10 protein-coding genes and 1 tRNA gene are annotated in these 13,933 nt (G+C 58.3%); 9 read left to right on the top strand and 2 right to left on the bottom strand.

Annotation, left to right across the window (positions count from 1 at the left end):
* Window positions 1-120 precede the first annotated feature (120 nt).
* From selD to DESU86_RS03090, 7 genes are all read left to right on the top strand, one after another.
* Complete coding sequence (gene selD / locus DESU86_RS03120; protein ID WP_179979711.1) at window positions 121-1,179, top strand: selenide, water dikinase SelD; 1,059 nt, start codon at window positions 121-123, stop codon at window positions 1,177-1,179.
* A 580-nt stretch (window positions 1,180-1,759) separates the two neighbouring features.
* Window positions 1,760-1,843: transfer RNA gene (locus DESU86_RS03115), tRNA-Leu, on the top strand.
* A 28-nt stretch (window positions 1,844-1,871) separates the two neighbouring features.
* Window positions 1,872-3,224: a trigger factor gene (tig, locus tag DESU86_RS03110; protein ID WP_179979710.1), complete on the top strand. Its 1,353-nt coding sequence runs from the start codon at window positions 1,872-1,874 to the stop codon at window positions 3,222-3,224.
* Window positions 3,225-3,326: 102 nt separating this feature from the next.
* Window positions 3,327-3,935, top strand: a complete 609-nt coding sequence (gene clpP, locus DESU86_RS03105) for an ATP-dependent Clp endopeptidase proteolytic subunit ClpP (RefSeq protein WP_179979709.1) — start codon at window positions 3,327-3,329, stop codon at window positions 3,933-3,935.
* Window position 3,936: 1 nt separating this feature from the next.
* Window positions 3,937-5,235, top strand: coding sequence for an ATP-dependent Clp protease ATP-binding subunit ClpX (clpX, locus tag DESU86_RS03100; protein WP_179979708.1), 1,299 nt, complete (start codon window positions 3,937-3,939; stop codon window positions 5,233-5,235).
* Window positions 5,236-5,428: 193 nt separating this feature from the next.
* Entirely contained in the window at window positions 5,429-7,870 is a 2,442-nt protein-coding gene (gene lon / locus DESU86_RS03095) for an endopeptidase La (RefSeq protein WP_179979707.1), read from the top strand.
* A 441-nt stretch (window positions 7,871-8,311) separates the two neighbouring features.
* Window positions 8,312-8,734: a hypothetical protein gene (locus tag DESU86_RS03090; RefSeq protein WP_179979706.1), complete on the top strand. Its 423-nt coding sequence runs from the start codon at window positions 8,312-8,314 to the stop codon at window positions 8,732-8,734.
* Between the two features lie 235 nt (window positions 8,735-8,969).
* On the opposite strand, the gene trpB is transcribed toward DESU86_RS03090, so the two are convergent.
* The gene (trpB, locus tag DESU86_RS03085) at window positions 8,970-10,181 is read right to left on the bottom strand and encodes a tryptophan synthase subunit beta (protein WP_179979705.1); all 1,212 of its coding nucleotides are present in this window, start codon (window positions 10,179-10,181) and stop codon (window positions 8,970-8,972) included.
* Window positions 10,182-10,650: 469 nt separating this feature from the next.
* Between trpB and DESU86_RS03080 the strand changes: the two genes are divergently transcribed.
* Entirely contained in the window at window positions 10,651-11,457 is an 807-nt protein-coding gene (locus DESU86_RS03080) for an FAD-dependent thymidylate synthase (protein ID WP_179979704.1), read from the top strand.
* Between the two features lie 205 nt (window positions 11,458-11,662).
* On the opposite strand, the gene DESU86_RS03075 is transcribed toward DESU86_RS03080, so the two are convergent.
* Window positions 11,663-13,012 (bottom strand): O-antigen ligase family protein, encoded by a 1,350-nt coding sequence (locus DESU86_RS03075; RefSeq protein ID WP_179979703.1) that lies wholly within the window; start codon window positions 13,010-13,012, stop codon window positions 11,663-11,665.
* Window positions 13,013-13,163: 151 nt separating this feature from the next.
* On the opposite strand from DESU86_RS03075, the gene DESU86_RS03070 reads away from it, so the two are divergent.
* Entirely contained in the window at window positions 13,164-13,880 is a 717-nt protein-coding gene (locus DESU86_RS03070; RefSeq protein WP_179979702.1) for an NYN domain-containing protein, read from the top strand.
* The last annotated feature ends 53 nt before the right edge of the window (window positions 13,881-13,933 follow it).

The following is a 13,933-nucleotide window of genomic DNA, read 5'->3' as shown; positions in this document are numbered from 1 at the left end:
GCGCTTGCGTCCAGCACCGTCCTGCCTCTCATTATTGCGTCCAGGTTTTGACCTTTGAACAGTAAGAGTGCATACTGTAAAAAATTTTGTTGCAAAATAACGTATAATGAGGAGACGCGCATGAAGCTTTTGGAAAAAGCCCGCGCCGCAGGCTGAGCTGCCAAACTTGCTCCAGGGGCTCTGGAGCGTTTGTTGCGCGGTCTGCCCTCCGGTTCCCGGCCCGACCTTGAAGCCCGTGTGCTGGCTGGCCGCGCCCGTAATGAGGACGCCGTGGTCCTGACCGTGCCGCCAGGCCGCGCGCTGGTGCAGACCGTGGATATTCTTGCGCCCATCGTCAACGACGCTTTCAGCTTTGGCCGCATTGCCGCAGCCAATGCCCTTTCTGACGTGTACGCCATGGGTGGTGAGCCCTGGAGCGCCATGAACGTGGCGTTTTTTCCTCAGGCTTTGGCCGAGGACGATCCTCAAGGCATTCTTGCTTCCATTCTGCGCGGTGGACTTGACGCCATGAATGAGGCCGGAGCCGTGCTTGCCGGCGGCCACACGGTGCAGGACGACGAACTCAAGTACGGGCTCGCCGTCACCGGCATCATTGATCCGGCGCACATGGCCCGCAATGACGGACTTGCGCCAGGGCAGAAACTGCTTTTGACAAAGCCTCTGGGAACGGGCGTGTTGGCTACGGCGGTCAAGGCGCGCTGGGACGGCGCAGAAGAAAGTGAAGCCGAGGTCGCCCGCTGGTGCTCCCGCCTGAACAGCGTTGGCGGTGAAGTGATCCGCATGCTCAAGGTGGTGGCCGCAACGGACATTACTGGTTTCGGGCTTGGCGGGCATGCGCTTGAAATGGCGCAGGCATCGGGCGTCTGCGTGGTGCTTGACGCCGAGGCCTTGCCGCTTTTGCCGCGCGCGCTGGAGTATGCGCGTGACGGACTTATCCCGGCTGGCAGCCATTTGAACCGCAAGCACTGCTCCTGCGCGACCTTGGTCCACGAGGGCGTGGACGAAGCTGTGGAAAGCCTCGCTTTTGACGCCCAGACCTCTGGCGGACTATTGCTGGCCGTGCAACCCCATCAGGTTGAGCAGGCGCGACAGTTGCTGCTGGCAGGCGGGGATCTGGCCTGCCTGGTGGGCGAGGTTGTGGAGGCCCGACCCGACGGCAAGGCCCTGGTGCTGCGTTAGATGTGGGACGGGTGAAAAACTTTGTGGGGGACGGGTGAAAAACTTTGTGGGGGAGGGACCCGATTTAGACCAGATTACCTTTGAAATATTCACATTTCAAAGGTATCATTCTGCCGAAAATGCGATTTTCGGCAGAATCCACGCCACGTTGTGGCGCGCTGCACTCTCGTGCAGCGTAAGAGCATTTAACTTTTTTCAAAAGCCAAATGCTCTAAAAAGGGTCTCCTCCCCCACGCCCCCACCCCCTAAAACTCTTATTGTGTTTGGGTACAGCACGGAGTCTTTTTGATCTGAAGCGAAATTCCGCAGGCAGGTCATGCGAGCTATCCCGACTCCATGCCTCGGTTTGGCCCGGCCACCGCTGCCTTTGAAAAAGATGAGCGCGGGCGTGGCGCGCGCTCTTGTCACATGTCTGTCGCTTTTTTTCGCTTTGCCTGTTGCCATTGTTTCGGAAGGCATTAGTATTAAAGAGTTACGTTTTTGGCGCCAATTCCACACACGCCGCCACGTGTCTCGAACCTCCGGCGGAGCAGGTCACGGCTTGCGGGCCGGGAGCAAGTGTGCTATGGAAACACGCTTTGCGAGAGTGGCGGAATTGGTAGACGCACTGGACTTAGAATCCAGCACCATAGGTATGGGGGTTCAAGTCCCCCCTCTCGCACCATCACGTCCACCCATAAAAGGAGCCCCTCGTGGAATATAGCGCTGAAGATATCTCGCCGGTAAGAAAAAAGGTCGTCATCACCACGGAACCCCAGGAAGTCGAAGCCGCCATTATGGGGGCGGTCGCCCTGTATAAAACCTCCGTGCAGGTTGACGGTTTCCGTAAGGGCAAAGTCCCGGCCTCGGTTATTGAACAGCGCTTCCGCGACAAGATTTATGATGAGGCCCGTCAGGACCTCATCAATGTGCATATTAATGATGTGATGCAGAAGCTCGACGTCTCGCCCCTTGCCGGCCTTGATGTGGACACGCCCGACACCTTTGATCGCGGCAAGGGCTTTTCGTACACCATCGAATTTGAAGTTCTGCCCGCCTTTGATTTGCCCCCCTACGAAGGTATGGATGTGGAGCAGGAAAAAGTGGTGCTGGACGAAAAAGAAGTGCAGGACGTGCTTGACCGTATCCTGCGCGACCGCGCCGAGCTTGTGCCTGTAGACGGCGCAGGCCCCGCCGTGGACGGCCAGATAGCCACCGTTGACTTTGCTGCCTTTGATAACGGCGAACCCATTGAAGGCGTCAAGGCTGAAAGCTTTGATCTGGCCCTTGGCGAACGCCAGGCCCTGGAAGACTTTGAAGCCCTGGTCAAGACCGTGAAGTACGGCGAAGAAGGCGAGGGCGAAATCCGTTTTCCCGATGATTTTCTTGCCAAGGATCTGGCGGGCAAGACCGTGACCATGAAGGTCAAGGTGCACGCCATCAAGGAACGCAAGCTGCCCGAACTCAATGACGAGCTTGCCAAGACCCTTGGCCTTGAAAGCGTGGACAAGCTGAAAGAAACCATTGCCAACAGCTACATCCAGAGCCGTACCAATCTGAGCAAGAGCGTGGCGCAGAAAAACCTGCTGGACGCCCTGCTCAAGATGGTGCAGTTTGAATTACCCCCCAGTCTTGTGGAAACCCAGATGAACACACTGCTGGGCGACATGGCCGCCAGGCTGGAACGTCAGGGCCGTAGCCTGGAAAGCCTTGGCAAGAGCATAGAGGAACTTCGTAAAGAAACCCAGCCCCAGGCCGATGAGCTGGCCCGCTCTCAGGTTCTGCTGCTTTCCATCGCCAAGAAGGAAGGGCTGGACGTTACCGACCACGAAGTCACCACACAGATTTACCAGCTTGCCATGCGCACTGGCGAAGATTTCAAGTCCCTGCGCGAGCAGTACGAACGCTCGGGCATGATCTTCGTGTTGCGTGATCGCATGCTGGCCGACAAGGCCATGGACCTTGTATACGCCAAGGCCAATGTCAAAGAAGTGGAGCCAAAAGCCCCCGACGCCGCGCCAGGCGCATCCGCCAGCGCTCAGCCCGGCGACAAGGAAGACAAATAAGAATAAGGGAAGGCGGCCCTAAGGCCGCCTTTTGCTTTTTTTGCGGCCCGGGCGTTCCCGGGCTGCCATATCCGGCCCCTGAGGCCATGTAGTGAGGCTCACATGTCGCTAGTTCCTATGGTTATCGAAACCACTGGCCGTTCCGAACGCGCCTATGATATCTACTCGCGCCTGCTCAAGGACCGCATCGTTCTGCTGGGCTCCGAGGTCAACGACACCGTGGCCTCGCTCATCTGCGCGCAGCTGCTTTTCCTTGAATCGCAGGACCCGGAAAAAGAAATCAATCTTTATATCAACTCCCCTGGCGGATCGGTTACTGCCGGTCTTGCCATTTATGACACCATGCGCTTCATTTCAGCGCCTGTTTCCACGGTGTGCATGGGGCGGGCGGCCAGCATGGGCGCCTTCCTTCTGGCCGCGGGCAAGCCTGGCATGCGCTTTGCCCTGCCCAACAGCCAGATCATGATCCATCAGCCTTCGGCGGGCTATCAGGGGCAGGCCACGGATATTGAAATCCATGCCCGCGAAGTGCTCCGCCTCAAGGAACGCCTCAACCGCATGCTTGCCGAACATACCGGCCGCCCCTTCAAGGATATCGTCAAGGCGACCGAACGCGATAACTTTTTGACTCCTGAAGAAGCCAGAGATCTGGGCATCATTGACCGCGTGCTCACTTCGCGCCACGAGATGGCTCAGGAAAAGAGCGAATAATATGGCCAAGAACGACAAACCCACGGTCAGCGAACCTTTGACCTGCTCCTTTTGCGGGCGCAGCGAGCTTGAGGTGCGCAACCTTATCGTGCAGGACGGCGCAAGCATTTGCGACAAGTGCGTCAAAGCCTGCAACGACATCATTGCCCGCGATCAGGTGGAAAGCACCGAGGGCGACGAGCGCCTGCTGTCTCCGCAGGAAATCAAGGACAGGCTTGACCAGTACGTCATCGGACAGCACGAGGCCAAAAAGATCCTTTCTGTGGCCGTGCACAACCACTACAAACGCGTGTTCTACGCTGACGCCCTGGGCGATGACGGCGTGGAGCTTGAAAAAAGCAATATCCTGCTGGTCGGGCCTTCGGGCAGCGGCAAAACCCTGCTGGCCAAAACCCTGGCCCGCGTGTTGCGCGTGCCCTTTGCCATTGCCGACGCCACAACCCTGACGGAAGCCGGGTATGTGGGTGAAGATGTGGAAAACATTCTGGTGCAGCTTCTCCAGAATGCGGACTACGATCTTGAAGCCGCCAGCAAGGGCATCATTTATGTGGACGAAATCGACAAGATTTCCCGCAAGGGCGACGGCCCGTCCATTACCCGCGACGTGTCAGGTGAGGGCGTGCAGCAGGCCCTGCTGAAGATCATTGAAGGCACCGAGGCCAACATTCCGCCCAAGGGGGGCCGCAAGCACCCGCAGCAGGAATTCATCCGCATGAACACGAACAACATCCTGTTCATCGTGGGCGGCGCCTTTGTGGGACTGGACAAGATTGTGGAATCGCGCATGAGCGGCGGGGCCATGGGCTTTGGCGCCAAGGTGCGCGCCAGCAAGGACATGCCCCTGAGCGAACTGCTGGACAGGATTCACCCGCAGGATCTGGTGAAGTTCGGCCTTATTCCCGAATTCGTGGGCCGCATACCCATCATCACGCATGTGGATGAACTGGATGAAGCTGATCTCGTGCGTATTCTCACTGAACCCAAAAACGCCCTGGTGCGTCAGTACCAGAAGCTGTTCGGGTTCGAGAACGTGACCCTGCGGTTTACGCCCAACTCCCTCAAGGCCATTGCCGCCAAGGCCATTGAGCGTAAAACCGGCGCGCGCGGTCTGCGCAACGTGATGGAACGCACCATGCTCGACATCATGTTCAAGCTGCCCTCCATGCCCAATGTGCGTGAATGCCTTATCAATCAGGCCGTCATTGACAAGGGCAAGGAACCTGTGCTGCTGTTCGGCGAGGCGGGCGAAAGCCCGGCCACCAAGGGCGGGCAGGCGCAGGCGAGCGGCAACTCCGCGTAACGCCGCCTGATTCCGGCCCATATGGCGTAGCGGGCGCGTGCTGTGGCACGCCGCCCGGCAGCCACATCTCTGCATCTCTGCGCGAATTTTTTTAAAGTTCGCGCAGAGCTGTTTACCATTATCGGTAAAACTGCTCTAATCTCCCAGGTTCGGGGCCCATTTGCGCCCCAATATGGCCATTCAGGGGAAAACTATGACTGAATCCGAACGCGGCACTGTAAAATACGTGGACCTGCCCATCATGCCTTTGCGCGAGGTGGTCATGTTTCCGCGTTCCATCATGCCGCTTTTTGTAGGGCGCGAAGCCTCCATCAAAGCCATAGAGGCCGCGCAGGCCAGCTTCAGCAAGCAGATTTTTCTGGTCGCCCAGCTCGAGCCGGAACTGGAAAAACCCGACGCTTCGGATCTTGCCCCCGTGGGCGTTGTCAGCAAGGTTCTTCAGATGCTGCGCCTGCCCGACGGCACCATCAAGGTGCTTTTTGAGGGCATGTACCGCGCCAACTGGAACGATTTGCGCGATGACGAGCAGTGCGCCATGGTGCGCGTGAGCCGTCGCAACGAGTGGCAGAGCCGCCCCGATGAGCGGGAGGCCCTGGTGCGCGCCGTGCATGAAGCATTGGAAGAATTTGCCAAAAACAATAAAAAACTTTCGCAGGAATCCGTGCTCTCCATGATGGCGCTGCACGATTCCGGCTCCCTGGCCGACGCCATCATCCCCAATCTCAAGGTGGACTACCGCAAAAAGCAGGAAGCCCTCGAGCTGGACGACGTGACCGAACGCCTGGAGCTGGCCTACGAGATGCTGCACGGCGAAGTTGCCCTGGCCTCTGTGGAAAAGCGCATCAAGAACCGCGTCAAGGTGCAGATGGAGCGCAACCAGCGCGAATACTATCTGAACGAGCAGATCAAGGCCATCAACAAGGAAATGGGGCGCGATGACGACCCCATGGCCGAAGTGGACGAGCTTGAGCAGAAGATCAAGGACCGCGACATGCCCGATGAGGCCCGTCAGAAGGCCCTTGCAGAAGCCAAGAAGCTGCGCAGCATGCCGCCGTCGGCCGCCGAATACACGGTGGTGCGCAACTATGTGGACTGGATCCTCGACCTGCCCTGGAACGACCTCAAGCAGATAGATATTGATATCGAAAAGGCGCGCGCCATCCTTGACGGCGACCACTACGGCCTGGAAAAACCCAAGGAGCGCATCCTTGAGTATCTGGCCGTGCAGAAGCTTTCGCACGGGCTCAAGGGCCCCATTCTCTGCCTTGTGGGCCCCCCCGGCGTGGGCAAGACGTCGCTGGCCAAATCCGTGGCCAGGGCCACAGGACGCGATTTTGTGCGTCTGTCCCTCGGCGGCGTGCGCGATGAGGCCGAAATCCGCGGGCACCGTCGCACCTACGTGGGGGCGCTGCCGGGCAAGATCATCCAGTCCCTCAAGAGGGTGAAGTACAATAACCCATTGTTCTGCCTGGATGAAGTGGACAAGATGACCTCCGACTACCGTGGGGACCCCTCCTCGGCCCTGCTGGAGGTTCTGGACCCGGAACAGAACCACACCTTTATGGATCACTATCTGGATCTGGAATACGACCTCTCCAAGATATTCTTCATAACCACGGCCAACTCGCTGCACTCCATTCCCGTGCCCTTGCTGGACCGCATGGAGATCATCGAACTCAACAGCTACCTTGAGACGGAAAAACGTCATATAGCCAGGCACTTTCTCCTGCCGCGCCAGATAGAGGAGCACGGCCTCAAGGAAAGCAATATCCGCGTGTCGGACAATGCCATCCTTGAGATCATCCGTTCCTACACCCGCGAGGCCGGCGTGCGTAACCTCGAGCGCGAAATTGCCGCCCTGTGCCGCAAAACCGCCATCAAGCTTGTGGAAGAGGACAACCTGGACAAGTGTGTGAACATTTCGCGCCAAAGCCTATCCTCCATTCTGGGCGTCAAAAAATACCGGCATGACGAGCGCGAGGCCGAGCCGCAGGTGGGCGTGTGCGCAGGGCTTGCCTACAACCAGCGCGGCGGCGAAATACTGCTGGTGGAAACCACCCTCATGGCCGGTTCCGGCCAGGTGGTCACCACGGGCAAACTGGGCGAGGTCATGACCGAATCGGCCAAGGCGGCGCTTTCCTATGTGCGTTCGCGGGCCGAAGTGCTTGGGCTTGACACCCGCTTCCACCGCAAGGTGGACATCCACGTCCATGTGCCCTCGGGCGCCACGCCCAAGGACGGCCCCTCGGCGGGCATCACCCTGGCCACGTCCATCACGTCGGCCCTGCTGGGCATACCCGTGCGCAACGACGTGGCCATGACAGGCGAAATATCCCTGCGCGGGCGCGTGCTGCCCATTGGCGGCCTGCGTGAAAAGCTGCTGGCCGCGCGCCGCAGCGGCATCAAAAAGGTGCTCATGCCCCGCGACAATGAAAAAGACCTCAAGGAAGTGCCCGATGAGGTGCTGAAAGACCTTGAGATCGTTTTTGTGGATCACGTGGACGAAGTGCTGCCTCAGGCTCTGGACGCCAGCGCGGAGGAAATTTTCTCCGGTCGTGCGACGGCCCAGCCCATTTGCCGCATCCTGCGCCCCGAAAAGCACGAAGACGAAACCAAAAAGCAGCCCGCGCAATAGAGCAGGGGGATGTTGAAATACTTTGTGGGGAGGGGTGAAATACTTTGTGGGGGAGGGACCCTTTTGCAAAAGGGTCCCTCCCCCACGCCCCCACCCCCTAAAACTTTTATTGTAAGTTAGGAATGTTACCGTTGAAAAAGGGTAACTATTTTAGCGACAAACAATACTACAAACGCGTAAACCCGCCATTGGCGGGTTTACGCGTTTACGGGCATATGTGCCGGACAGGGTAGCGCCTTTGCTGCCGGGCAGGACGGAAACCCCCAGAGCGTTTGCAGGGAATGAATATGGGCAGACACTGCCGTCAATGGTCTGACAATGAGGTGTCAAGACCGCATAATTTTATGAAATAAAAGGATAAAAATTTATTGGCAAGGCCTTTGCAAACAAAGAGCACGACAGCGTCATCATTGTGCATCCCATTGTTTCTGGAGGTCCGGCATGTTTTTTTTACTCGGTGGTCAGGAAAAAAAGGCTCGCAAAGCTGAAAAGCAGGCGCGTGTGTCAGACGCCACCGCGCGCATCCGTGAAGTGTTTCTGGCCGGGCGATTCCCCGTGGTGACCACGCATCAGGTGGAAGGGCGGCGTATTGCCAAGGTGCTGGGGCTCGTGTGCTGCCGGGGTTTTGATTCCGAGGAAGCTTTTTTCGGCATGGCGGCGCGCGCCATGAACAAAGGCGCGCAGGCCATCGTGGGCTACAATGAAAACGTGGCCTTTCACCCGGACGGCAGCAAGTATTTTTCCTGCTTTGGCACGGCGGTCATGTTTGAATATGACCCCGCTGATCCGGAAGCGCTGCCCATCATGTTGCAGCACAAATTCAGGGCGCAGGAACAGCTTTCGGCGCTCAATGAAGTGATATAAAAAAGTATCAGAGCAGGGCGGCTTCACGTTGAAACCGTTCTGGCGGCTGCGGCGCAGACGCGTGCGTGTCGTGCCCGTAACATTGCCGCGTATAGTTCACATTGGGCTGTCCCTTTGTTCAGGTGTTTCAGCCCATAAGCCTCAGGCGTGTGCCCGCCAAAAGGCCAGCAAAAGCCCCCGTCCGGTGGACGGGGGCTTTTGCGTTATGGGCCTGTGCCCTTGGAGAAATCAGGACTTATATTTCGCCTTTTTCCATCATTTCGGCTACCTGGGCCACGTCCTTATCGCCACGGCCAGACAGGTTGACCAGCAGTACGGCGGTGTCGGGCAGGGCAGGAGCCATCTTCATGGCCTGGGCCAGGGCGTGCGAGGACTCAAGCGCGGGAATGATGCCTTCATTCCTGGACAGGGCAAAGAAGGCGTCCAGGGCTTCCTTGTCCGCAATGCTGACGTATTCGGCGCGTCCCGCGTCCTTGAGCATGGAATGCTCCGGCCCCACGGACGGGTAGTCCAGCCCGGCGGAGATGGAGTATACCGCAGCGGCATCGCCCTTTTCGTCCTTGAGCATATAGGAGTTGAAACCGTGCAGCACTCCAGGCTCGCCAAGGCAGAGCGAAGCGGCGTGCTGGCCGTATTCCTTGCCGCGCCCGCCGGGTTCCACGCCCATAAGACGCACGTCCGCATCGTCCAGAAAGCCGGAAAAAATGCCGATGGCGTTGGAGCCGCCGCCCACGCAGGCCAGGACAACGTCAGGCAGGCGCCCGCTGGCTTCAAGCATCTGGGCGCGGGCTTCACTGCCCACTATGGCCTGGAACTGCCGCACCATAAACGGATAGGGGTGCGGACCCACGGCCGAGCCGAGCACGTAGAACATTTCGTCGTCAGCCACCCACAGCCCCAGAGCTTCGTCCACGGCTTCCTTGAGGGTGCGCTGTCCTGACGTGGCGGCCACCACTTCGGCTCCGAGCATGCGCATGCGGATGACGTTGAGGCGCTGGCGTTCCATGTCCACTTCGCCCATGCAGATGGTGCACTTGAGCCCCATCAGGGCCGCGGTGGCCGCAGTGGCCACGCCATGCTGCCCCGCGCCGGTTTCGGCGATGACGCGCGTTTTTCCCATTCTTTTGGCCAGCAGGCACTGCCCAAGGGTATTGTTGATTTTGTGCGCGCCAAGATGGTTGAGGTCTTCGCGTTTAAGCCATATCTGCGCGCCGCCAAGCGTGCGGCTCAGGTTGGCGCAGTGAAAAACCGGGCTGGGGCGGCCTGTGTAATGAAGAAAAAGGTCGTCCAGTTCGCGCAAAAATCCGGGATCGGCCAGGGCAGCCTCCATGGCCGCAGTCAGCTCGTCCAGGCGGGCCTTGACGGAATCAGGAACAAACTGGCCGCCGTAAGCGCCGAAAAAACCGCTGCTGTCAGGTTTGCCATGTGGGGCGGAATGCTGGCTCATGTAATCTCCTTGCTGCTAAGAAAACACTGATTAAAGAACTTCTTGGAAACGCGCAGTTGTTTCGTTTGGCAAGGCGCGATCTTTTCTTGAAGCAGGGGTGGACTCTTCCGTCCTCGACTGTTTCAGAAAAAGTGACGCAAGTCCGCCGAACGGAATACATCAGCGTTTCCCTAAAGCTCATGGGTACGTAGTGCTGTGTCTCTGCCATTGTGCCGCAGTCGGGGCAATGGTCGCAGAAGGGCAGCCTGCCGGGCACGGCAGGTGCTTGTCCCGAAAACGGTAAACGTCGGAAAACGGTTCTCACTCTGGCTTTTTGGGCCTGCTGTGTCAAGATATGCACTGGCGCTGACGTGTTGCGCCTTTGGAGCGCAAGCGTTACGGGTTTGTGATTTTGAGCGCTGGTCTTGCTGCTGAATGCCGTTTCGCATATGCTTGTCAGGGCAGCGGTAGTCCGCGCCAGGGAGGTGTAATGCTGGACGAAAAATTTACTGGCAACGGCAAAGTGGTGCTACTGGCTGGCGGCGGAAAAATCTATACGGATATCGCAGCCCGCTTTGTGCGCAGCGAGCGTGAACTTGAGGACATAGTGGCCTCGCCCTATTCCAAGAAAATCGTTGAGAATATCCTGTCTTCCGGGCACCGGGCCGCACTGGAATTTGATTTTTTCATCTTCGGCCTTGAGGGATATTCGCGCGTTACCGAAACCCAGCTTGTGCGCAAGCGCCTGGCCTCCTATCTTATCAAATCCGGCCGGGCGGAACTGGGCGGTAACCGCCGCTATTCAGTGGTGTATCCGCGCAACGCGGCGGAGTTTACCGCGCAGGTGACCCTGCCTGACGGCGGCACAGTCAATCTGAGCGGGCGCGATCTGGCCGATCTGGGCCGCCAGTGGTATGATGCCGGACTCGACGCCGGGCTGCCCGAAGAAGATCTGCGCTATCTGAAACCCCAGGCCACGGAATTCAAAGCCATCGTGGGCATGAACGCCCACGCCCTGCTGGACTGGTTTTCCATCCGCTGTTGTCGCAACGCCCAGTACGAGATCAGGCATCTTGCGTGGCAGATGCTGAACCTGTGCCGCAAGGCTGCCCCCGACCTTTTTGCCGGTGCTGGCCCCAATTGCGTGCAGATGGGTTACTGCCCGGAAAACGCGCTCCAGAATGCGCGGTGTAGGGGCCGCATCATCACCAAGGACGAGGCCATGGCGCTGTTGCGCGCCAACAGGAATGCCGGTGAGGGAACGCCTCCCGCTGCCGACGAATTTGTCGGAGAGTGATTGTTGTCAGGCGCAGCCTTGCTTGCGCGTTACGCAGGGAGTGCTTTGCGCAGCGCGCCATGGTCTGTTTTTTTGATGCCCTGGCAATGGATCAGGGTAGCTCCATGCCTGGCCAAGTCCTCCGCAGCATGATCGAAAAAGAAGCGGGGCCGGAACCCGTGTTCCGGCCCCGCAGTGTTTTATGCGAGCGGCGCGTTACTTGGCCTCACGCTTGTGGCGGGGCTCCGGCCTTGTTCACTGTTTCGACGGGCGCTGGCCGGGCCGCATTTTCTGCTGCCGGGCCATTGATGACCGCGCCTATCATGACGCCCAGATGCCCCATGGCAAGGGCCAGCCACCAGACGCGATAGAAATCGTGCCCAAAGATGCCGTTAAACAGCCACGCCACAAAGCCTATCCAGAACCATGCCGTCATGTGCCAGTAGATGCCCGTTCTTCCGTAAGAGCGCTCGGCCAGAAGCTGCGGCCGGATGTGTTGATAGCCCCACCAGCTGAAGCCCAGCAGAAAGATCATGCCGAACGTGAAGCCCACCAGACCGTGCGCATACAGCATGTCAAGGTAGAGGTTGTGCGGATGGCTGATAGTGATAAGATCTTTTTCCGGTGAGAGGCCAAGGGCACGAAAGGCTGTATTGTACTGTCCGGCTCCGGACCCGAACCACGGGTGTTCAAGAAAGATGCGCCACCCCATCTTCCACAGGCTCCATCTGCCGTCATCCAACACTTCGTCCATGCGGGCGCGGCCCTGGGCCAGAAGAATCAGTAAAAGGGCCGCAACGGCGAAGAGCAGGCTTTTCACCCGGCTGCCCGTGCCTGCCAGCAAACACCACAGGCCCAGGGCCGCTGCGATGGCCAGCGCGCCGCTGCGGCTGGCCGCGCCCGCGAGCAGAAAAAACGCGGGCCACAGGGTTGCCGCACAGAGCAGCAGCGTGGGCAGACGTGAGAAATACTGGCGTAAAACGTACCACAGACTGAAGGCGGGAATCAGGGCCAGGGCAATATAGTTGCCCACCTCATAGTCGTCAAAGCTGCCTGTGAGGCGTCCGCTGCTTGGCGGGTAGCCCATAAGAAAATCTTTGCCGGTCAGGGCCTGACATATGCCGTCCAGCCCCTGCCAGAACACGGCCAGAACACTGGCCCACACCAGCCGGAGCAGGTCTTTTTCATTGCGCACGCACTCCATGGCGATAAAGGGCAGAATAAAACCCTTGTTCAGGCCGGAACCGGCATGCAGCAGTGAAGAACCCACGTTGCCGGAAAAGACGACGCCAATAATAACCATAAGCCCGAAGCAGACAAAGAGCGGCCATGCGCCGAGCCGACGCAGCACGCTGCCCTGCCAGTTGTGACGGTAGTAGAGGGCAAGAAAAACCAGGCAGACCACGGGCATGACGTCCCGGATAGCGTAGCCCATGGGAAACGTGACCAGAGAGATCCAGAAGGACCAGAACAGGCAGGAAAACCAGCGCTCGGCCGGGGGGGATTGCCGGAAAGCCTCTGCCTGCCCACGAAGGGCGGCCAGACGGGCTTTGCCGTATTCCAGCAAGTTATACACTGTCCCTCCATACCGAAAAATTGGTATAAGCTTGTAATCCATTTATTATAATAGCTCGTGAGCCCAGGCAATTCAAGTGGGGCAAAAACCTTGCCATCTGATGGCAGGCAAAATATACTAAGCTAATTCGTTAGCTTACTATGAGGACACCATGGCACGATTTACAGGATTTGATGAGGTTTACAGCGCTCTTTATGTTGATTTCGACAATATTTTTACCCGATTTCTTGAAATTGATCCCGAAGCCGCTCGGGCTTTTGGTTCCGCGCCCTATCGCTGGGTGCGCTGGATAGAAAATCACGCTTTGCGCATTCTTTATGGTGAAGGCGTACGCCGTCGCATTCTGAAACGCATGTGCTATCTTAATCCGCAGCGGTATCAGGAATTTCGCAATTTCTTCATCCGCAGCGCCTTTCAGGTGGTGGACTGCCCGCCGCTCACGTCGCGGGGCAAAACCAGCACGGACATCCATCTGGTCATGGACTGCATGGATGATCTTTCACACTCAACCAAGTTTGACGAATTTATCATCCTTTCAGGGGATGCCGATTTTACGCCCCTGCTTATCCGCCTTCAGGAGCATGCCCGCCGCACGCTGGTGCTTTCGGTGGGGTACTCCTCTCCGGCGTATACGGCCGCCGCGTCCTGGCGCATCCGTGAAGACTGGTTTTTGCAGCAGGCCCTGCGTGACGACCGTGATGATCTTGACGGCGAAGCGGTGTACGCTGCCGGAAAATCGGTTCCCAATGCCTTGCCGCATGCCCGGAAAATTGACGCGGTGGAGGGCAATGGCTACGGCCCCCGACATGAGGATATCCCATTGGACGGGCCGGAAAATACCGATCCCACCTCTGGCAATACGTGGTAGGCGCAGTCTTGCCCTACCGCTTTTTGGCAACCCCTGTGCTTGACGCAGGGCGC

The sequence above is a fragment of the Desulfovibrio sp. 86 genome, assembly GCF_902702915.1.
In the GTDB taxonomy this organism is placed as follows: Bacteria; Desulfobacterota; Desulfovibrionia; order Desulfovibrionales; family Desulfovibrionaceae; genus Desulfovibrio.
The sequence above is the reverse complement of the archived record's forward strand: the minus strand, read 5'-3'. Positions and strand labels throughout refer to the sequence as shown.

Bases quoted from the DNA above. Each gene is read 5' to 3' on its own strand.
- clpP (WP_179979709.1), top strand. From the start codon at position 3,327: ATGTCGCTAGTTCCTATGGTTATCGAAACCACTGGCCGTTCCGAACGC.
- clpX (WP_179979708.1), top strand. From the start codon at position 3,937: ATGGCCAAGAACGACAAACCCACGGTCAGCGAACCTTTGACCTGCTCC.
- lon (WP_179979707.1), top strand. From the start codon at position 5,429: ATGACTGAATCCGAACGCGGCACTGTAAAATACGTGGACCTGCCCATC.
- DESU86_RS03090 (WP_179979706.1), top strand. From the start codon at position 8,312: ATGTTTTTTTTACTCGGTGGTCAGGAAAAAAAGGCTCGCAAAGCTGAA.
- trpB (WP_179979705.1), bottom strand. From the start codon at position 10,181: ATGAGCCAGCATTCCGCCCCACATGGCAAACCTGACAGCAGCGGTTTT.
- DESU86_RS03080 (WP_179979704.1), top strand. From the start codon at position 10,651: ATGCTGGACGAAAAATTTACTGGCAACGGCAAAGTGGTGCTACTGGCT.
- DESU86_RS03070 (WP_179979702.1), top strand. From the start codon at position 13,164: ATGGCACGATTTACAGGATTTGATGAGGTTTACAGCGCTCTTTATGTT.